This is a genomic window from Vibrio sp. MMG023, from assembly GCF_021654215.1.
GTDB classification, from domain to species: Bacteria; Pseudomonadota; Gammaproteobacteria; order Enterobacterales; family Vibrionaceae; genus Vibrio; species Vibrio jasicida.
In genome coordinates, this window is record NZ_JAKFZP010000014.1 from 34,022 (window position 1) to 54,210 (window position 20,189).

Annotated in this window: 17 protein-coding genes and 1 pseudogene; 9 read left to right on the forward strand and 9 right to left on the reverse strand. The window is 46.8% G+C overall.

From position 1 onward, the window contains the following. The first annotated feature begins 36 nt into the window (after positions 1-36). Together L1076_RS25385 and L1076_RS25390 are read left to right on the forward strand one after the other, a co-directional pair. Positions 37-1,026: an alpha/beta fold hydrolase gene (locus tag L1076_RS25385; RefSeq protein ID WP_237304705.1), complete on the forward strand. Its 990-nt coding sequence runs from the start codon at positions 37-39 to the stop codon at positions 1,024-1,026. 171 nt (positions 1,027-1,197) lie between these two features. After that, positions 1,198-2,022: a Cof-type HAD-IIB family hydrolase gene (locus L1076_RS25390; protein WP_237304706.1), complete on the forward strand. Its 825-nt coding sequence runs from the start codon at positions 1,198-1,200 to the stop codon at positions 2,020-2,022. 70 nt (positions 2,023-2,092) lie between these two features. Here L1076_RS25390 and L1076_RS25395 read toward each other — a convergent pair whose 3' ends face one another. Further along, complete coding sequence (locus tag L1076_RS25395) at positions 2,093-2,563, reverse strand: EVE domain-containing protein (protein WP_039977277.1); 471 nt, start codon at positions 2,561-2,563, stop codon at positions 2,093-2,095. 41 nt (positions 2,564-2,604) lie between these two features. On the opposite strand from L1076_RS25395, the gene L1076_RS25400 reads away from it, so the two are divergent. Both L1076_RS25400 and L1076_RS25405 read left to right on the forward strand, forming a co-directional pair. After that, positions 2,605-4,188, forward strand: a complete 1,584-nt coding sequence (locus L1076_RS25400) for a hypothetical protein (protein WP_237304707.1) — start codon at positions 2,605-2,607, stop codon at positions 4,186-4,188. Next, complete coding sequence (locus L1076_RS25405) at positions 4,188-4,784, forward strand: tRNA-uridine aminocarboxypropyltransferase (RefSeq protein ID WP_045408626.1); 597 nt, start codon at positions 4,188-4,190, stop codon at positions 4,782-4,784. Before L1076_RS25400 ends, L1076_RS25405 begins: the two co-directional genes overlap by 1 nt. A 110-nt stretch (positions 4,785-4,894) precedes the next feature. On the opposite strand, the gene L1076_RS25410 is transcribed toward L1076_RS25405, so the two are convergent. From L1076_RS25410 to L1076_RS25440, 7 genes and pseudogenes are all read right to left on the reverse strand, one after another. Continuing rightward, complete coding sequence (locus L1076_RS25410) at positions 4,895-7,381, reverse strand: EAL domain-containing protein (protein ID WP_045408623.1); 2,487 nt, start codon at positions 7,379-7,381, stop codon at positions 4,895-4,897. Positions 7,382-7,519: 138 nt separating this feature from the next. Continuing rightward, positions 7,520-8,236, reverse strand: coding sequence for a 5-amino-6-(5-phospho-D-ribitylamino)uracil phosphatase YigB (yigB, locus tag L1076_RS25415; protein WP_038872515.1), 717 nt, complete (start codon positions 8,234-8,236; stop codon positions 7,520-7,522). Between the two features lie 12 nt (positions 8,237-8,248). After that, the gene (gene xerC, locus L1076_RS25420; protein ID WP_038881538.1) at positions 8,249-9,190 is read right to left on the reverse strand and encodes a tyrosine recombinase XerC; all 942 of its coding nucleotides are present in this window, start codon (positions 9,188-9,190) and stop codon (positions 8,249-8,251) included. Then, a complete protein-coding gene (locus L1076_RS25425; RefSeq protein ID WP_039977283.1) occupies positions 9,156-9,887 on the reverse strand; it encodes a DUF484 family protein in 732 nt (243 codons plus the stop codon). Before L1076_RS25425 ends, xerC begins: the two co-directional genes overlap by 35 nt. Next, the gene (gene dapF, locus L1076_RS25430; protein ID WP_104037810.1) at positions 9,881-10,711 is read right to left on the reverse strand and encodes a diaminopimelate epimerase; all 831 of its coding nucleotides are present in this window, start codon (positions 10,709-10,711) and stop codon (positions 9,881-9,883) included. The genes L1076_RS25425 and dapF overlap by 7 nt, the downstream gene beginning before the upstream one ends. A gap of 10 nt (positions 10,712-10,721) precedes the next feature. Beyond that, positions 10,722-11,975, reverse strand: coding sequence for a diaminopimelate decarboxylase (gene lysA / locus L1076_RS25435; protein ID WP_038881541.1), 1,254 nt, complete (start codon positions 11,973-11,975; stop codon positions 10,722-10,724). Positions 11,976-12,036: 61 nt separating this feature from the next. Next, positions 12,037-12,248 (reverse strand): annotated as a pseudogene (locus L1076_RS25440) (lipoprotein). Here L1076_RS25440 and cyaY point away from each other — a divergent pair. After that, the gene (gene cyaY / locus L1076_RS25445) at positions 12,228-12,542 is read left to right on the forward strand and encodes an iron donor protein CyaY (protein WP_237304708.1); all 315 of its coding nucleotides are present in this window, start codon (positions 12,228-12,230) and stop codon (positions 12,540-12,542) included. The pseudogene L1076_RS25440 and the gene cyaY overlap by 21 nt on opposite strands. 75 nt (positions 12,543-12,617) lie before the next feature. Here the strand turns inward: cyaY and L1076_RS25450 are convergent, their stop codons facing one another. Continuing rightward, entirely contained in the window at positions 12,618-15,146 is a 2,529-nt protein-coding gene (locus L1076_RS25450) for a class I adenylate cyclase (protein WP_038881543.1), read from the reverse strand. Between the two features lie 347 nt (positions 15,147-15,493). On the opposite strand from L1076_RS25450, the gene hemC reads away from it, so the two are divergent. Genes hemC through L1076_RS25470 form a run of 4 tightly spaced genes read left to right on the forward strand, consistent with a single transcriptional unit; the run spans position 15,494 to position 19,573 of the window. Beyond that, on the forward strand, positions 15,494-16,432 hold the full coding sequence (gene hemC, locus L1076_RS25455; RefSeq protein WP_038872501.1) for a hydroxymethylbilane synthase: 939 nt from the start codon (positions 15,494-15,496) through the stop codon (positions 16,430-16,432). 2 nt (positions 16,433-16,434) lie between these two features. Next, positions 16,435-17,163, forward strand: a complete 729-nt coding sequence (locus L1076_RS25460; RefSeq protein ID WP_038872498.1) for a uroporphyrinogen-III synthase — start codon at positions 16,435-16,437, stop codon at positions 17,161-17,163. 17 nt (positions 17,164-17,180) lie between these two features. Beyond that, positions 17,181-18,392 carry a uroporphyrinogen-III C-methyltransferase gene (locus L1076_RS25465; RefSeq protein WP_038872495.1) on the forward strand — a complete coding sequence of 404 codons (1,212 nt, stop codon included), beginning with the start codon at positions 17,181-17,183 and terminating at the stop codon, positions 18,390-18,392. Beyond that, positions 18,392-19,573, forward strand: coding sequence for a heme biosynthesis HemY N-terminal domain-containing protein (locus L1076_RS25470; protein ID WP_237304709.1), 1,182 nt, complete (start codon positions 18,392-18,394; stop codon positions 19,571-19,573). Before L1076_RS25465 ends, L1076_RS25470 begins: the two co-directional genes overlap by 1 nt. Positions 19,574-20,189: the final 616 nt, after the last annotated feature.

The window sequence follows — 20,189 nt, forward strand, 5'->3', positions numbered from 1 at the left end:
CGTCGCGGTAACAACGTATCTTTAGGTAATCGACTAATGGCTATTAACCATTCACCTTTGACTTATACTCAAGAGACTTTATTTGAGCAAGCAATAGGTGGTCCAATCGCAGCACTTTGGCGAGAACGCCAAGAAGGCTTTGTAAAAGGGACAGAGAAAAAGAAAATCTACTGGTGCAAACTCACCAATCCTGAGCACACAAAAGCCGTGCTGATCGTTAACGGTCGCATTGAAGCTTCCTGGAAATACCAAGAACTGTTCTATGACCTATATCGACAAGGTTATGACGTGTATTCGTTTGACCATCGAGGACAAGGTTTATCAGATCGCCTAATTCCAGACTCAGACATGGGTCACGTCTATGACTTTAATGATTACATTGAAGATATGGAATTGGTGCTGCAGCAGCTTGATTTAAGCGGATACCAACAGCGTTTTATCATTGCCCACTCTATGGGCGGTGCGATCGCCACGCGCTATCTGCAAACGCATCCAGAACACAACTTTGATGGTTTGATTCTGAGTTCCCCAATGTTTGGTATCAACCTACCTTGGTATCTCAGCCCTATCGCGATTCCGGTCAGCCAAATCTTAGCGGCAGTTTCGACAAAGCCTAGCTATGCTCCGGGACATAAAGCGTATTACACAAAACCGTTTGAAGATAACCCCCTTAGCCAAAGCTACGATCGTTATCATTGGTTCCGTGGTTTATACAACGACAAGCCCGAACTGCAAGTCGGGGGGCCAAGCACTCGCTGGGTTTGGCAAGGTTTAATGGCTGCCAAGCAATGTATTTTGCTGACACGCCAAATTAAAGTTCCGGTTTTATTGGTTCAGTCAGGCAATGATCGCATCGTGAGTAACGCCGCGCAGCAACGCTTTATCGATAAGCTAAGTAAGACCAACCCCAATGCCAGCCTAGTTTCGATTGCTGGTGCAGAGCACGAAATTTTGTTCGAAAAAGACCAGTATCGTAACCAAGCTCTGGACGCTGTCTTTTCCTTTATGCGTGCTCAAAGCGCATAAAATGAATTAAAGAGGAAATACGAGGTCTGCGATTTACCCTCTTTTTCCTCCTTATTTTGGCGTAAACTTCATCATGTTCCCCGCACTCGGAGCAGTACGACCTAGTCAATCTACTGCGCTCCGTGTGCAATCAACCTGTTCTACTCTATCCGAACCGTTTACGAGGGCTTCATGAGCACATCGCTACCTTGCAAAGAGATCACTAAAATCGTTGCCTCAGATCTGGATGGCACTTTACTCGCACCAAACCACCAGCTAAGCACTTACTCGAAAGAGACGCTCAAAGCGCTGCATGAACAAGGCTACACATTTGTCTTTGCAACGGGTCGCCACCACGTAGACGTCGCAAGCATTCGTCGCACGGTAGGTATTCCGGCTTACATGATCACTTCAAACGGCGCTCGTGTGCACGACCAGAATGATCAAGAGATGTACAGCCAGAACGTACCGGAAGATTTGGTGCAGCTAGTGATCGACACGATCAAAACGGATCCTGAAATACTTATCCACATGTACCAAAACGACGACTGGTTGCTGAACAAAGACGACGAACAACTGCGTGATTTCCACGAAGAGTTCACTTACAAGTTGTACGACCAAGACAATGCGCCAACTGACGGCATTGCAAAAGTGTTCTTCACCCACCCAGCGCAAGACCATGAACACCTTGTTACCTTCGAAACGAAGCTGCGTGAACAGTTTGGCGATCGACTAAACATCGCATTCTCAACACCTTGGTGTCTGGAAGTAATGAGTGCGGGTGTTTCTAAAGGTGACGCTCTAAAAGCAGTAGCAGAATCAATTGGTTTGACACTAGAAAACACCATTGCGTTTGGTGACGGCATGAACGACGTAGAAATGCTATCGATGGCGGGTAAAGGTTTGGTGATGGGCACCTCTCACGAGAAAGTGATGAAAGCACTACCAAACAATGAAGTGATCGGCAGCAACGCCGACGATGCGGTTGCACACTACCTGCAAGAGCATCTGCTATAACCTGTATTAGTTATCAACAGCGGGTTATCGACAAAATCACAAAGGGCTGCACCATGCAGCCCTTTTTCTTTTATCGCTGACTCGGCAACTTCTCTTTTCCGAGGATTGCTTGCCACTCTTCTTCGCTCACCGGCATGATCGATAAGCGATTACCGCGTTTCACCAATGGCATGTTTTCTAGCTCTGGCATCGCCTTCATGACCGACAACGGAATCAAGCGCTCAGTCTTACGCACAAACTCGATATCCACCATAATCCAACGCGGATTTTCTGGGTCAGATTTTGGGTCATAATAATCACTCTCTAGATCAAACTGGAAATGATCGGGATACGCTTCACGAGTCACTTTGGCAATACCTGCCACACCCACGTTCTTACAAGAAGAGTGGTAAATCAGTACCAAGTCGTCCAATTTGACTTGGTCACGCATCATATTACGCGCCTGATAATTACGAACTCCCTCCCAACATGAAACCTTTTGGGTTCGAAGCGTGTCAATAGAAAAGGTATCTGGTTCTGTTTTAAATAACCAATATGCCATAATGCCATCCGATGCAGATTGAGTAATGAGGAAGATATAACATGAAGGCTTTGAAAAACCCAGTGGCATTAGCCACACTGCTGGTCCTGCAAGCATGTAGCATGCAACCACAGCAGTCCGATGCAGACGCACCAACAACTCCGCCTGCGTCCTTAGATAAGCCAGAAACCATCTTACCTCAAACCTTTATGTTGCGTGGTGAAGTCGTGATTGGGCATGAAAGCCAGTACATCACACCTTGTGGCAGCGACAAACAATATTGGCTGCAACTGTCACCACAACAAATCCAACATGCAGTGGCCATCACCAACGAACCTTATCAAACCATGTATGGTGAAGTGATTGGTCACCTCAATCCACCAGGCGTCGACGGTTTTTCTGCAGATTTCGATGCTAACTTTGTGGTTGAGCAGGTGAACCTCCTCACCACAGAAAATCCGCATCGCTGCAAACAAACCAGTAAACCCACTCGCGTATTTGGTAATGAACCTTCGTGGGCTGCCAACTTTGAAGGCAATACGCTCAAGTTCCAGCAAATGGGCAAGTCGACACAAACGCTAAAAATCGACAGCAGTAAATTGCAACCTCGTCAGCGTACTTACCAACTGGATGACGGCGAACTGCGCATGACCGAGAACTTGTGTTCAGACACCATGAGCAACTCTCTCTACGGCTGGAAAGCGACACTAGCGCATGACGATAAAACCTACCAAGGCTGCGGTATGGCGGCCAACGTAGATTCAACACTCGAGTGGGTGAACACTTACGTAGCAACGTCAACCCAGTCGCAAGGGTTTGAAGTACAAATGACACTTAACAGCGACCACAGTGCCATCACCAAATACAGCTATTCAGACGGGCAACCGCCATTGATTGAACGCGGCTACTGGCAACAACTGAGCCCATCGCAAGTGCAAGTATTGATGACTCACCACCAGCAACAACGCTTAATGACCGAGCGCCTATTTACTCGCGAAGGCAACCAGCTGAAAGCAGTCAAAGAGAAAGTGGGCAATTTGGTTTATCCCATTGCCGATGGCGGTTTAGTGCTATACCCAGCAACAGTGCGTAACTCAGGTACAGAACAACCAGCAGCCGAGCGCAACTCAGGTACAGAACAACCAGCAGCCGAGCGCAACAACGATCCAATTGGTGCAGCTGATGTGCCATCCAGTGCCGAATTTAATTCAAAAGTGGATGCGGCGGTACGTAACTACTTTTTCATTAATCAAACCAACCCAAGCAATAACCAATACCGTTGGCTGACCTACGATCTGAATGGCGATGGTGATGAAGAATTACTGGTGCAACTTGATTGGTGTGGCTCTGGCGGCTGTACTCTACTCGTCTTCGAAAACTACGAGAAAGAGTGGCGCTTCAACAGCCGTGTGACGCTCGTACAAAGTCCAATTATGCTTGGTCAACAAACCTCGCACGGCTGGCGTGACCTGATTTTCAATGTCAGCGGAGGCGGTGCAACACCGGGGCAATACGTGATGCAATACACAGGCGTAAGCTACCCAATCAACCCAAGCTTGGCGCCAAAAGCGAGCAAAGAACAAGTCAGCGGTGTGCGTCTGTTCTCAGATGGCATCAGCCCTGTTCGTGATGGAGTGCGCTTGTAATGGCACAGCCTTGTCCACATTGTGGCTTCCAGTTCAACTGCATCTGTTCACTGCTGCCCAAGTTAAGCAGTGAACACTCGCTGATGCTGTTAATGCACCCTAATGAACTGACGCGCGATACCAACACTGGCAAACTGCTCGCCCAGTGCCAACTGAATGTCACTCAAGTCGTTTGGGACCGAAAAACACCACCAGCGGAGTTATTAGAAACGCTAGCGAATCCAAGCCTACTGCCAGTACTGCTATTCCCAAGTGAAGAGAGCCTGACACTTGAACAAGTGCAGCAACAAAGTAACGAGCAAAGCAGACGACCGCTGTACATCATTCTTGATGCGACTTGGCAAGAGGCGCGCAAGATGATCAATAAAAGCCGTTGGCTAGAGGGCGTCGCTATGATGGGCTTAGCCACTCAAGCCGATTCCCAATATCAACTGCGTCGCAACCAGCAAGAAGGTAATCTATGTACCTTTGAAGTGGCTGCCCAATTGCTCGGGCAACTCGGTGAAGAGCAAAACCAGAAACAGATGCTGAACTTCTTCGAGCAATACCTTCCTCGTTTCCAAGCCGAGAAAAGTGGTCACGAGTTCAAAGCCTAACATTCTTAAGAATCAAAAAAACGCAGCTCTAACGCTGCGTTTTTTATTGGATGCTGTTTCACGTGAAACAAAACTTTAGAGCTCTTAAGCTCAATTAGAGCAAAGCTACATTAAAACAAACGTGTCGGTTCACCCAAATAATAACCTTGCAGATAGTCCACCCCCATGTCCTGCGCAATGTCGCACACCTCTTTGTTGTGCACGAACTCAGCGACAGTCTTAGCGTTAAACACCTGACACAAACGCACCAACTGCGAAGCAATCTTGCGCTGCTTTTGGTCTTTGTCGATGTAGCGAATCAAACTGCCATCGAGCTTAATGACTTCCGGCTCTAACTTGAGGATCTCATCAATATTGGAGTAACCCGAACCAAAATCATCCACAATGATGCGTGCGCCTAGGCTTCTAAAGTGGCTGCACACCTCAATCATTCGTCCGTAATCTTTGATTTGCTCTGATTCCAACACTTCTAAACCAATCCGTCTTGGGTCGTTAAGTTGGGTAATGGCATGTTCAAGCAACATCAAGGTTTTATCACTGAGTAAATCCTGAGGTGACAAGTTAATTGAGAAGTCACCATGCTGGTCTTTCATGTAGTTGAGCGTTGAACGAATCATGTGACGGCTCAAACGCGTGTACAAATGCGTATCAGAAATGATGGGTAAGAAACGCCCCGGCGCAATGATGCTGCCATCCTCTTCCATGATGCGTACCAAACACTCTTGGCTCGCAGGACGATGGTTATAAGCGTGCACAATTGGCTGACTGTAGGTGATGATGTTCTGCTTGAGGATGGCGCGGCTCACACAGCTTAGCCAACCCAACTGCTCTTTTCGCACATCTTCATTGACCTCAATATCTTTGGCATTACAGATGTGCGTATTACTGCGCACCCCTGCTCTTCGTGCTTCAATGCCTTTGAGGAGCAATTCATCCGGCGATGCCGTTGGGAAATCACGACGGCTAACCAAGCCACCGCACAATGAAATCGAAAGGTAATCAATGTCTCGTAAGCCACTTGGTTCAAAGTTGGTTTGCTCGACCGCGTCAGCAAAGCGAGTAAAGTGTTGCTTGATCGCTTCACTACTGGTGTCAGCTTTAAATAAGAACGCCCACTCACCAACACCAATGCTATAAAGTTGCAGCGCAGCCGGTTTACCAAGGCGTTTACGTAGGCGATTGCTGAAGTGCATCGACAAGTCTTTCAACAGTTGGTCGCCAACGCGATAGCCGTACTTTTCGTTGATATGGCTAAAGTTAAGCAGTTTAAGTGTCAGTAAATGCTCATCGGTATCAATGCTGATCAAACGCTCTTGCAGCGCAACGCGGTTTTGTAATCCTGTACGACTATCTCGGCGAAAGCTCTGTTCTAGCTTTTTCGCTTGGCGGTCGAGTTGATAGCCCATGTGAGTATTCATGTTGTTTAGATCGCCAATCGCATTGCGAATCAGACTAAACAAGGGAGAGATAGAAGTGCTCACTTCTTGCTGTGGCATGTTAAGCGCAGTAACTTCATCCCCTTCTCGCATCGCCAAGTAAGTCAGGCTATGGTGCAAAATTTCTTGTTGGTGATTCTCGCCGTACAACTCGCCCATGCAGTAACTGCCCGACGTGTGGGAAATGTCCGTGAAGGCGCGAACTTCATCGCTGCTATCAATAAAATCAAGTCGCGATGCGCAGTTATAAATCATCACTGCTTCAGGCTGATGCATGGAAAGCTCCACCACCCCATGGCGAACTTGCTCAAGCGTTAACGAAGGATGGTTGTAACAAAACTGCACTTCATCACCCAAACACCAAGGGCGATCAAAGCTCATGCTGCCGTCGGGATGGATTTCCGTCACGGCACACACCTCTTTGCGCCCAATGGATTCTCGATAAAGTGGGAAATTCAGCAGTTGATTAAGCGTCAGGTCGTGCCCATCAGCAAGGTAATGTTTGTACACTTCCAGCGCTTTACGCTCCCCCAAACGATACAAACGCGTCCCTTTGGCGTGAGTAACCTTGTGCGGCATGCCAATCGGGTTCCACTCGGAATACGCGCTCGTCCATGTTTTCAAGGTATCGCAGTGCAAGGCAACCGCGACAACCGCTTCGTCATAAACTTGGTCTTGATGCAGAACCCAACAGCCGTCATCGATGGTTTGAGCCAAACCGCCAGAAACCTTCGGACCGTCGGCATCAAATACGCGATACACCGGATAATCACGGCGTTCGATTTGGACAGAAAAGCTAATAATGGCTTTAGAGTTATCTTGTAGCTGTAAAGCTTGCTTGAGATCGTAGCCATCGATATCTGGCGAGAAGGAATAATGCTGAACCGCAGACGTGAGCGTGGTTTGCTCAAACTCCATCACACACACTAAGCAACCATGGTTAATGATTTCACCTTCCAAGATAACGTGACGAGTGCTGTGACCTATGATGTGCGTGTTGGGTAATCTTTCGAGTATTGCCCGTGCGAGCGAGACGGCGGAGTCGCGTGATTGGGTGGATAAGAGTTGCACCAGATAACGTTTATCTGCACAACACTGAGAAGTGACTAAAAAGTCATTAAGCTGATCCACATTTTGAACCAGTTGAGAGAATGCTCGCATTTACCCTACCACTGCCGTCATCAAGCCACACCACATGAAAATGGTTTTATTATTTTACTTTGATGAGAGTAATTTACGTGGCTTTAGGCGGCTTTTCTAGGGTCAGAATTAAGATTGAATGGATTAATGCGAAAGCGATTACAAAAGCGCGAGTAACGACTGCAAGTTATTGATTTCAATGTCAGGTAACGTTCGCGTTTTTGCCTGAGTAATGACATTTTTATTCATATCATTAAACCAGCATGCGGCAAAACCCGCGAGTTTCGCGCCTTGAACATCTGTTACTAAGTGGTCACCGACATGAAGAATATGTTCACTTGGCAAATCCAGAAACCGCTGTGCTTTACTGAACATATCCGGCGCCGGCTTCGCACGACCATCCGGCCCTGCTTTCAGTACTTGTTGGAAATAAGGCGTTAGACCAATTCGATCTAAATCCACATTGCCGTTGGTGATTGCTACCAGCGGGATTTCTTGCCCCAGTTCAGCAAGTACATCGAGGCTTTGCTGTGGTACTTCAAAACGGTTACGCCAATCTAAAGCAACCTCTACTGCGGCTTGCGCTGCGGCATGGGACGCTTCGTTATCGTAACCCACTTGGGAGAAGGCTTGCTTGAGCTGCATTAAACGCCACAAAGTGACGTCACTCTTCAGCTCAGGTTGTAGCTGCACGACACGTTGCTTGAGTGCAAACCAATCGGCTTTATCCATATGAGCGACCGCCGGATGATAGTGTTGAAGCCAAGATAATAACTCACGCTCCATACGAACTATCACTGGGTAGTTGTCATAGAGAGTGTCATCAAGGTCAAACGTCATCGCCTTTACAGGCGCAATACGGCGGTAGAATTTCATGGGATTCCTTGATTAATCCGACTTGTCGTCGTTTCTCTTACGCGCTCTTGGATGCGCCTGATCATAAGCTTGCGCTAAATGTTGGAAATCCAAGTGGGTATAGATTTGGGTGGTGGAGATGTTTTCGTGCCCCAATAACTCTTGCACCGCACGTAAGTTATTGCTCGATTCCAACATGTGGGTCGCAAACGAGTGACGCAGTTTGTGCGGGCTGATGTGGCTCGCGACAGATTGCTTCTGCCCCCACTCCGCCATGCGCTTTTGCACGCTGCGATGCGAGATTCGCGTACCCAGCTTAGACACAAACAACGCTGGCTCACCCGGCGCAGCTAAATCACCACGCACACGCAACCACTTACCGACCCATTCTGTTGCCATACCAGAGAACGGGACTTTACGTTCTTTGTCGCCTTTACCAATCACACGCAACTCTCCACTGCGCAATTGAACATGACGAACATCAATGCTGACCAACTCGGCCAAACGCAGACCAGCGCCGTACATTAGCTCCATCATGGCGCGATCGCGCACCGCTAACGGGTCGTCCTCGTTAACTTCAAGCAATTGGTTTACTTCATCCACATCGAGGTTCTTTGGTAGTGGACGTTTCTTACGCGGCGCCGAAACACCTTTGGCTGGGTTCGCTGACATTTCTCCACGTAGGATCAGGAAATCGAAAAAGCTGCGTAGAGAAGATAAGCGCGTCGCTAAGCTGCTGGCTTTCATGCCTTCACGCATGCCTTTACCTGCCAATTGACGCACCCAACCCGCATCGACTTGTGACCAATCTTTCAACCCCATCTCAGCCAAGTGGTGAGCCATGGTTTCCAATTGTTGTTTGTAGTTGCGTTGGGTGTGCAGGCTAAGCCCCTTTTCGCTTCGCAAGAATTCGTAGAAGCGTTCAAGAGGCTTTTGAAGACTATTTGGCAGAGGAGTGTTGGGAGTTGTCGTCATGGTGACTTTGCCATACCAATGTTTGAGCGAGATGTGCCACTACTAAGGATAGGTGACGCAAAAACAAGGTGTCCATATCTGGTTGGAAGTGACCGCCATCCTCGCTAGAAAATGCCAGTACGCCAAGCGTCTGCTTTTTCACGAGTGGCAACACCACATAGGAACCCATTTCTGGAACATCCATATTCCCAAACAACGCCTCGCGATCCACTTTACGTAAACGGCCTAAGTAAGCGTCTTTTCCGTTTAAGTGATTGGTAGCAAAACGTTGGTAGCTTTCCTTACTCAATTGAGTCGCAGCATCACACTGGCTCAATAGGCGCACATACGCCTTCAAACCAAGATCTTTGGCTTTGAGTTCAATGGCGTTGATGACCTGCTTGAAGTCACCGCACTTGAGGATTTGCCCTTGCAAATCCATGAATTCGTAGAAGGTGCGATCGTTATTTGCCGCCAACGACATCAGTGTCGTGATCTCTTCTTCCAGTTCTTCAATACGCTGACGCTGACGGTTCATTTGAATATGAACCAAAGAAACTGTGCCCAAATCAACATGCGGCATCGATAAACGGTCGATCAGTTCAGGACGCTGAACAAAGAAATCTGGATGGTCTTTTAAGTACTGCGCAACGACTTCCGCCGTCAGAGCATCCGCTTCAACTTCTGAGACTTGACTCTCTTGCTCTTCAACTAGCACGACAATTGACCATCAAATACGTGAGTTGCAGGTCCGGTCATAAATAATGGTTTGCCTGGGCCTTGCCAAGAGATGCGTAGGTCACCACCCGGAAGGGAAACTTTCACGTTCTCGTCCAGAAGACCTTGCAAAATGCCAACCGCAACGGCACCACAAGCCCCACTACCACAAGCTTGGGTTTCACCCGCACCACGTTCATACACACGTAAACGGATGTTGTTGCGATCCACTACCTGCATAAAGCCTGCATTCACACGCTCAGGGAAGCGTTCATGTGACTCAAGCAATGGACCAAGCGCTTCCACCTCAGCCGTATCAACATCATCAACCACCGTCACAACATGAGGATTGCCCATGCTTACGGCACCGCAGAACAAGGTTTTTTCACCTGCTCGCATGATGTAGGTTTTCTCTTTTTGCTTCGCTTTGAAAGGGATCTTGCTTGGTTCAAATTCAGGCATGCCCATATTTACCGTTACATCACCATCATCTTCAACATCAAGAATCATCTTACCTTTCTTGGTACTAACACTAATGCTGTATCGATTGGTCAGTCCTTTCAAACGCACAAAACGCGCAAAACAACGAGCGCCATTACCACACTGCTCAACTTCACTACCATCGGCATTAAAAATACGGTAGTGGAAGTCGGTTTCTGGATCATACGGCGCTTCAACCACGAGCAGTTGGTCAAAGCCAACGCCCGTGTGACGATCCGCCAAACGACGGATCAAGTCTTGGGAGAAAAACACGTTTTGGGTAATGCAGTCGACAACCATAAAGTCGTTGCCCAAACCGTGCATTTTGGAAAAGTGGAAATGCATTTGTTGTGTGTTACTCCGGTAGAATCTGTTCCAGCTGCCACAAACTGGTCAGCTCCTCACGCTGGCGAACAAGATGGCTTTGGTTACCATCCACCATTACTTCCGCCGCTCGGGTACGCGTATTGTAGTTCGAAGACATCACAAAACCATAGGCGCCTGCAGAGCGAACCGCGAGTAGATCACCTTCTTGCAGTACTAGCGCTCGATCTTTGCCCAAGAAATCGCCAGTTTCACAGATAGGCCCCACCAAATCGTAAGTTTGTGCTTCACCTGCTCGTGGTGAGACTGGCACGATATCTTGCCATGCTTGGTAAAGTGCTGGACGCATCAAGTCGTTCATTGCCGCATCAATAATGGCAAAGTTTTTGTGCTCAGTGTGTTTTAGGAATTCCACGCGCGTTAACAAAATACCCGCATTCGCTGCAATCGCACGACCTGGTTCGAAGATCAGCTCTAGCTCTTGGTGGTTCTCTAATCGGCTTAGCAACGCTTTCGCGTAATCCGAAGGCTGTGGTGGCAATTCATCACGATATACCACGCCTAGACCACCACCAACGTCCAGATGACGGATGTTGATGCCTTGTGCTTTCAGGTCATCAATCAACGCTAATAGACGATCTGTTGCATCGATAAAAGGTTCAATCTCAGTCAGCTGAGAACCAATGTGGCAGTCGATACCTTGCACATTGAGATTTGGTAAGCTCTGAGCAAATTTATATACTGCCGGAGCACGGTCAAAAGCGATGCCAAACTTGTTGTCACGCAGACCAGTCGAAATATAAGGGTGCGTTTTTGCGTCTACGTCAGGGTTAATTCGTAGAGAAATCGGTGCAACCACACCTAGCTCGCCCGCGACTTTGTTCAAGCGCTCTAGCTCAGGTTCTGATTCCACGTTGAAGCATTTAATACCCAACTCCAGTGCGCGTTTCATTTCTGCCGGCGTTTTACCAACGCCTGAGAACACAACCTTCTTCGCATCACCGCCAGCCGCGATAACACGCTCAAGCTCACCACCCGATACAATATCGAAACCTGAACCCAAACGAGCCAGTGCATTCAATACGCCAAGGTTGGAGTTTGCTTTTACTGCATAACAAACAAGATGAGGATGCTGACCCACAGCGCTATCAAACGCATTCCAGTGACGCTCTAGCGTTGCACGTGAGTAAACATAAAGAGGAGTGCCATGCTGCTCGGCAAGATCGTGGAGTGAGACGTCTTCGGCCCAAAGCTGGCCATCATCCTGATAGTTGAAGTAATCCAAAATTCGCTTCCCTTAATTAATTCGACTGCTAAACCCTGTTTTCACCCTAAGGTGTGGCTGATTATTGTGACTGCTCGTTTTGTTGAGCGTCATCTGGGATGTAAAGTGAGCCTGATTGGCCGCAACCGGCCAGTGTCGCTGCAACCATCACAAACAACACAGTAAGTAATTTTTTCATTTTGCATATCGTGATTATTAAACCAATGCCCCCTATAATCGCACCACACTCAGGAAAAGCAATAGGATAGACGGATGAACGATACTGAATTTCATCAACTGGTGGACGCACAGATGCAAATCATCGAAGAATCCATCGATGAATCAGGCGCAGACATTGATTACGAAGTCACTGGCAACGTAATGACATTAGAATTTGAAGACCGCAGCCAAATCATCATTAACCGCCAAGAGCCAATGCATGAGATTTGGTTAGCGTCGAAATCTGGTGGCTTCCATTTCAAGCTAGTCGAGAACAAATGGACTTGCTCAAAAACAGGTATGGAACTGTTTGAAATGGTGAAAGAAGAGTGTGAAAAGCACGCTGGCGAAACCATTGATTGGCCATAAGCCAAATGAGTATTTGTGACGACCAGTCACCTAAACGAAAAAAGAGCACCGAGGTGCTCTTTTTTATTATTCGTTTTACGCATTTACCGCTTTAGTTGGACGAGTTGGCGTACAGCCATCATTACGGTAAGGGATAATGTAGGTATTCCCTTCTTCCGGATGAATGATTTGGTAGTACTGCGGCAAATTAAAGTTAATAAACTTTGACGATACACGACTGTCATCTTTCACCGAGGTGTAGAAGCTGTTCACTGACGCAATCATTTCATCTTTAGAACCACTGAATTGGTGGTAAACCTCAACTTGGTTTGACTCATCTAATACGTAAATATTGAAACCATCGTCAGTGTCTTCAAAGAAGAACTGTACTAAACCTTCACTCGCAAAGCCATCTACGACTTCTGGTAGTTGGTACTCTTGCTCACGATCCAGCATCAACAGCGGCGAACCTTTCAGCTTGTTAGTTGAAATGCTGCGGTAGAAATCAACTGAGTTCTCGAGCTTCTGAACCGATACGCCACGACGCTCAAAGAACAAACCATAAGTTTGGTTGGCAAGACGTATGGCTTTAAAGCGACGGCGTTTCTCTTGCTCAACAGGCTTCAAACGTAAGTCGATACACTCAGCTAACAGTTGGTAAACCATATTACGCATCACGCCACGCATGTTCTTCGCGTAACAGAATACATCCACCGATTCTGGCGGAATCGCGTCTTGGTGCATTTTGCCAAGAATGGTCTTCAATGCATCCAACATCGCGGTTTCACCTTTGAAGTGCAGTGTACGCACTTCGTGCCATGAGTTGCGATAAACTAAATCAACACTGCCGACCAAGTTAATTTGTTCAGGACCAAAGCTGAAGATATCGGTGTTCTTCACATCCACTTTGAGTGAGCGGCCAGACAGCTCTGCCGTTGGGTCATTTTCAAAGTTGATGAACATCGCCATCTGACTAATTTCACACGGACTACCCAACGCTTGCATGGTTGGGCGACGCTTACGTAACGAGAAGGTGTTACGTAGGTCACTCACCATTTGGTAGAACTTATCGATGTCTAACTGCGCCTCACGCACCACCGCGTGCAAACGCGTTGACTCGGTAATCAAACCGTTGAAGAACGCCCAAGAAACCAACTTACTCAAATACTCATGGTGCTCAAGGCAAGGCTGACCAAGAATACGGTGTGCAATCAAAGGCTGCTTGTATAAGTACCAACCTGACTTGTTCACTCCACCTTCTTTTACTTCGATGAAACTCAAGTCTGGCTCATGAAGATCTGGAGAGATCTGCGGGTTAAGTAAGGTAACTTTGCCCGGCAGGACTTCAAATGCCGCGTACAGCTTACGCGCAAGAATGCTGATATCTTGCGGGCTGATCGCAGAGGTAATATCGTTTCGACGCGCAAACTGAATCAAGTTACGGTAGCTTTGCATTAAAGCATCCAGTAGCGAATGGTGCACTACTTTCACTTGTTCAACTTTCCAGTTACGGCGATCATCGAGCTCTGCCAGTACCGATTCATCCCAATGCCATTTCGCAATCATGTCGCTTAAGGCTTCACGGCGCCACGCTACAGAGCCTACATCAGGTTCACGAGACAGCTTTTCATGGGTTTTAAGGTAGAAACAGCGGCGAACTAAATCCAAACGTGTGTCGTCTTGGATTCGCTCTAGGTAACGCGTTACTTTCTCTAGCATCAAGTAGTACGCATCCATGCCGTACAAGTCAGGCTCGTGGGCAAAGAAACGGCGTTTAGTGTCGATGCTAAGAAGTTGTGTGTGCGGGTATTCCCACGAGTAAGCTTCAAGCAAGATCGCTTTCAACACGGACTTGTAAGGGGAATCGATACTCTTGTACAGCTGCCACAAGTTCGAGCCAAAGTACTCTTCAGCAGGAATGCGGTTAAGCTGACCAAAGTTGATCCACTCATCACAATTGATATAGCCATCTTTACAAAGCTGTGCAACGTACTCGTCGTAACACTCTTCCATTTCTGGTGGCACGATTTGCCACAACAAACGCTGTCCAGCCAGACGAACAGCAGAACGGTAGAATTCATCCAGCAATAATAAATGCTGAGAAGAACCACAGTTATCGCCAGTCATCTCTTCAGAATGGTTGCTACGAAAACGCTCTTCATCCATTAAGAAGAAGTTCGCTTCCACACCTTGGCTTTGAGCCCAGTCGGTGATCAGCAAGCATTTATTGGTCAGCAGCTCGCGTTGGTCGTTATCCATCTCCGGTGAGATACACACCCAAATATCCAAATCACTTGAAGTACTTTGACCAATAGAAGAGGTACTGCCCATAGTGTACAAACCTAAGATCGCAGGTAGCTCTGCTGTCTTAAGCGCTTGCCCAATCGTCAGTTGAGTATCATCAAGGAATCGTTGTTGGAGTTCGTTCAGCTCTAGACCAAACACACCATAAGGTACGTCAGCATCGTAGTAGCCAGGAATAACAGGATGGTTGTAGTTCAACAAGGCAGGAATCAAGTGGAAGACTTGCTGGCTTTGCGAATCCATAAGCGCCAGCGCACGGTCGATCCGTTGCTGGTTCAGGTTATCTAGTCGCTGAATAAGTTTTTGGGTGTAAGCCTGCAAGGGAAGTTCCTTGGTTGAACAATCACGAAAATCTGCTGATGTTTTAAACCAAAAAGGTCTAAAAACGTGATCAATTTAACACTTTCATCAGAGTTGGTAAAGATTTCCACCCGCAAATAGTTGTGGTTTCAAAACCCCACACTAGTCGCAAAATTGATAGCGCAGTAGTGTCGCTCGTATTCGCCTCTAACTAATAATAGTCCTTAGTCTAAATGAGAATCCAGTCACACTATTTCCATAATGCAATGTAATTCCATTCATGACACCAAGAGAAGCCTAACTAACATTAAGATTTTCACGCGTTGAGTGTTACGATTAAGCAAAACTTAAACAGCATTGAGAAGACCATGACACAATCCACGCCAATTCGCATTGCAACTCGAAAAAGCCCTCTTGCTCTATGGCAAGCACACTTTGTAAAAGACGCACTTCAAGCCGCTCATCCAGGTCTAGAGGTAGAACTCGTCACTATGGTGACCAAAGGCGACATCATTTTGGATACGCCGCTAGCAAAAGTTGGTGGTAAAGGCTTGTTCGTTAAAGAGTTAGAAGTGGCGATGCTTGAAGGTCGTGCGGACCTTGCGGTGCACTCAATGAAAGATGTACCAGTAGACTTCCCTGAAGGTCTTGGTTTGGTGACGATTTGTGAACGTGAAGACCCACGTGATGCATTCGTTTCTAACACTTACAATAACATTGATGAGCTGCCACAAGGCGCAGTTGTAGGTACTTGTAGCCTGCGTCGTCAGTGTCAGCTAAAAGAATACCGCCCAGACCTAGTTATCAAAGAATTACGTGGCAACGTAGGCACTCGCCTAGGTAAGTTAGATGCAGGGGAATACGACGCCATCATTCTTGCCGCAGCAGGTCTGAAGCGCCTTGAGCTAGAAGAGCGCATTCGTAGCTTTATCGAGCCAGAGCAATCGCTGCCGGCGGTAGGCCAAGGTGCTGTAGGTATTGAGTGTCGTGTGGATGACGAACGTCTACTTAAACTACTTGAGCCACTAAACCACCAAGATACGGCAGATCGCGTACGTTGTGAGCGTGCGATGAACCTGACCCTTGAAGGCGGTTGTCAGGTGCCAATCGGCAGTTACTCACTGCTTGACGGTGACAACATTTGGCTACGCGCACTGGTTGGCGAGCCTGATGGTAGCTTAATTGTACGTGGTGAAATTCGTGGTCACCGCAACGATGCCGAAGCACTAGGCGTTCAATTGGCTAACGAGCTACTTGAAGGCGGTGCACGCGACATACTAACCAAGCTGTACGCAGACCACGAATAATCATGGCAGTGTTGGTCACTCGGCCGGGAGAGCAAGGCATCGCGCTTTGCTCTCTGCTCGAAAGGCACGGTATTACTGCAATCCATCATCCATTGATCGACATCGTTGCCGATCTCAGCGATACGCACCTCTCCAAATACATCGAAAATGCGCAAATTATTATTGCAGTCAGTCAACATGCGGTGCGATGCGCAGAGAAAATCTTAGAGAACAACGCTAAATCATGGCCCAAGCAGGCTATATACCTTGCCGTTGGTCAAAAAACAGCACACTATTTGAGCAAATGCACGCAACAGAAAGTACACTATCCACAAGTCAGTGATAGTGAGCACTTGTTGCAGCTTCCCGAACTAAACAATGTAGAAAAACAAACAGTTCTAATCCTTCGTGGCAACGGAGGAAGGGAACTGATTAAAGATGCATTGGTGAGACGCGGAGCAAAAGTTAACTATAGTGAGACTTATAAGAGAGAATTTATCCCATTCGATCCAGTAAGCTGTGTCTCATTATGGAAAACCCAACAAATCGACCAGATAATCGTCACCAGTGGTGAACAACTGGATTATTTGTGCAACCAATTGACGTCAGAACAATTGGTTTGGCTTAATCAACAAGAGTTGTATATCCCCAGTCAGCGCATCGCTGACATCGCAATTCAAAGGGGCTTCTCTCAGGTCAGATGTACAGGAAGTGCATCCAACCAAGAATTACTGGCTGCTCTCCAGCCCTAGCTACACAGGATATAGGCATGACAAGTAAAAATAACGACCAAAAAAATAACGATAAAAACCTTTCCGAACAAACTGCATCGGCACCGCTAGCTGAAAAAGACACACCGCAACAAGAATCTGAGCCTAAAAAGGTAGACTCAAAGCCTGCTGAACCAACCAAACCAGCAGAACCAAACAAAGTTGAATTTGAAGAGAAGCAAGGCAAACGCGGCGTGAAGCTGGGTACTGTGGCTATCGTCTTATCACTTATTTTTGGTGGTGGTTTGACATACAAAATGCTCGAACAGCAATCAGAATACCAAACTCAGATCGCTCAGCTTCAGAGCCAACTAGAGCAGGCTCAATCAGCAATGAAACAAGAGCTAAACCAAGTAAAAGAAGAAACTATTGAAAAAGCGACGACAGCAACGCACAAAGCTGAAGTGGTTCTTGGTCAGCAACGAAAAAGTATTGAAAGCCTACAATTGGCAGTGGCCGACGTGAAAGGCCGTCGCCCAAACGATTGGCTGTTAGCAGAAGCTGACTATCTAGTAAAACTGGCTGGTCGTAAGCTGTTTTTAGAGCATGATGTAGAAAGTGCTACTCAATTGATGGAAAGCGCAGACCAGCGTATCGCAGCGCTAAACGATCCTAGCCTTGTAGGTTTGCGTAAAGCAATGGCAAACGACATCACTAAACTACGTGTTGTGCCACTAGTTGACCGTGATGGCCTAGTATTGCGTTTAACGGCACTACAACAGCAAGTAGACAAACTGCCTCTCGCAAATGCATTACTACCTGAAGCTGCAGCGGTTGAGAAGCAACAAGTATCAGAAGATATTGCAAACTGGCAAGATAACCTGATGACCTCACTAAAAGACTTCTCAGAGAACTTCATTACCTTCCGTACACGTGATGGCAATGTGATTCCGTTGCTCTCACCACAACAACATTTCTACTTGAAAGAGAACATCAAAGCCAAGATCGAAACAGCGATTAAATCGGTTTACCAAGAACAAGGGGAAATATACACCACCTCTTTGGAAACCGCGGACAAATGGGCAATGGCATTCTTCAACCAAGATGATAATTCAGTTAAAGAGTTCAACAAATCATTGAGCCAGTTGAGTAAACAAGACATCGAAGTTGAATACCCAGCGAAACTAGAAAGTCAAAACCAGCTATCAGATGTCATTCGCGAGCGCTTACGTCGTGAAGTAACCACAATGACAGGTACGGAGGATAAGTAATGGTTCGTCTTATTTTCCTATTTGTTGTTCTTGGTGCCGGTCTATTCGTTGGCACTCAATTCTCAGGCCAACAAGGCTATGTCCTGATCTCAATTGCCAATAAAACTATTGAGATGAGTGTCACTACCCTAGTGATTTTTGTGATTGCCGCACTGGCTGCCTTGTTCCTATTGGAGTATGTCGTCAAGAAACTGGTTTACGCAAGCTCGAGCACTTGGAACTATTTTAGCGTCCGTAAAATGCGTCGTTCTCGTCGTTACACCAACGAGGGCATCATCAAGCTACTTGAAGGGGACTGGAAAGGTGCCGAGAAGAAGGTGACACGCTGGGCAAACCATCACGACATGCCGTTGCTTTGCTACCTAGTAGCGTCAGAAGCTGCGCAGGGTCAAGGTGACAAAACAAAGCGTGACCAGTACCTAGAGCTAGCAAGCCAACAAGAGAATGCGCACTTAGCAGTAGAGTTGACTCGCGCGAAACAGTTCATTCGTGATAACGAGTTCGAGTCTGCATTCGATACGTTACAAGCACTAAAAGGCCAGTACGCGAATAACTCGATTGTTCTTAACCTGCAAAAAACTACTTACATGCAGCTTAAGCTATGGCAACCACTGATCGATCTAATACCTCAACTAAGTAAAGCCAAACTGATCACAGAAGAAGAGCAAGCAGAGCTAATTCAGAAAGCTCAATGTGGTTTGCTACACGACGTGGCTCAGCAACAAGGTAGCGAAGGTCTTATCTCACACTGGAACAGTCTGCCACGTAAGGTAAAACAAGACGCTCACCTGATCGGTTGTTTTGCTCACGAGCTCATCTCACGCAAAGCAGATGCCGAAGCCTTCACTGTGATCAAAGAAGCACTGAAGAAGAGCCCAACACCTGAACTATACCAATTACTGCCAGAGCTAAACCTACCAGATAGCCACCCAGTGATTGTTTTCCTTGAAGGTGTCTTGAAACGTGAACCAGAAAATGCAGCAGCACAAAGTGCATTGGCACACTTCTTCTTCCGCCAAGAGAAATGGCAAGAAGCACAAGAACATTTCGAAGTTGCGCTAAAGCTTCGCTCAGACGTTTCTGACTATGCTTACCTAGCAGACACACTAGAGAAGCAAAACCTAACTAAAGCGGCTCACGAAGTCTCTCGTAAAGCTCTAACGCTAGTTCAAAACAACTAAGCGGCTCAGAAAGTAGAAAGCCGACAGTTTACTGTCGGCTTTTTTATTACCTGCAATTTATCAAAACTCTTCATAGTTTCAACGCGAACGTTCCTCTACCACCTAAAAGCAACGAGACTCCATCACCGATGGCTTTTGTCACTCATAACCACGAGACTTCCTTATCTCATTGATAACCAAGTGAAGCTACTTCAATCATTTTCTGCAAAGCAGATTTGTTGAACCTCAATATCTAGGAAGACTGTTCGACACTCGCAGAACATAACTATATTGGATAGATATAGAGAATATACGAGTACATGAGCTATCTGACCTTATGTACTCAGCTCGATGGAGGAAAGCTCCATACAACGCTTAAATAACGTTTATTGTAAAAGCTAAAGCAAAGTAGTCATATTAATCAGCAGTAAGTCAGAGACCGCTTAAAAGCCCTGTATCAATAGGGGTACGACAAGCAGGCTTAACAAACTTCTATAGATATTCAGAGAGTGGTTAGATGTTCTAGAAAGGTTTATTCGGAATTGAATAATAAAAGAGTGATTAACTGTTATCGTTGTTATCGGTACTAATGTTTGGCTAAGAGGTTAATTCAAATACTTTAAGTTATTTCCAAGCA

Excerpts from the sequence above, each read along its gene's own strand:
- cyaY (WP_237304708.1), top strand. The coding sequence starts at position 12,228 with ATGAACGATACTGAATTTCATCAACTGGTGGACGCACAGATGCAAATC.
- xerC (WP_038881538.1), bottom strand. The coding sequence starts at position 9,190 with ATGACGACAACTCCCAACACTCCTCTGCCAAATAGTCTTCAAAAGCCT.
- L1076_RS25390 (WP_237304706.1), top strand. The coding sequence starts at position 1,198 with ATGAGCACATCGCTACCTTGCAAAGAGATCACTAAAATCGTTGCCTCA.
- L1076_RS25465 (WP_038872495.1), top strand. The coding sequence starts at position 17,181 with ATGACAAGTAAAAATAACGACCAAAAAAATAACGATAAAAACCTTTCC.
- yigB (WP_038872515.1), bottom strand. The coding sequence starts at position 8,236 with ATGAAATTCTACCGCCGTATTGCGCCTGTAAAGGCGATGACGTTTGAC.
- hemC (WP_038872501.1), top strand. The coding sequence starts at position 15,494 with ATGACACAATCCACGCCAATTCGCATTGCAACTCGAAAAAGCCCTCTT.
- L1076_RS25410 (WP_045408623.1), bottom strand. The coding sequence starts at position 7,381 with ATGCGAGCATTCTCTCAACTGGTTCAAAATGTGGATCAGCTTAATGAC.
- L1076_RS25395 (WP_039977277.1), bottom strand. The coding sequence starts at position 2,563 with ATGGCATATTGGTTATTTAAAACAGAACCAGATACCTTTTCTATTGAC.
- L1076_RS25470 (WP_237304709.1), top strand. The coding sequence starts at position 18,392 with ATGGTTCGTCTTATTTTCCTATTTGTTGTTCTTGGTGCCGGTCTATTC.
- L1076_RS25385 (WP_237304705.1), top strand. The coding sequence starts at position 37 with ATGGCTATTAACCATTCACCTTTGACTTATACTCAAGAGACTTTATTT.
- L1076_RS25405 (WP_045408626.1), top strand. The coding sequence starts at position 4,188 with ATGGCACAGCCTTGTCCACATTGTGGCTTCCAGTTCAACTGCATCTGT.
- dapF (WP_104037810.1), bottom strand. The coding sequence starts at position 10,711 with ATGCATTTCCACTTTTCCAAAATGCACGGTTTGGGCAACGACTTTATG.
- L1076_RS25460 (WP_038872498.1), top strand. The coding sequence starts at position 16,435 with ATGGCAGTGTTGGTCACTCGGCCGGGAGAGCAAGGCATCGCGCTTTGC.
- L1076_RS25400 (WP_237304707.1), top strand. The coding sequence starts at position 2,605 with ATGAAGGCTTTGAAAAACCCAGTGGCATTAGCCACACTGCTGGTCCTG.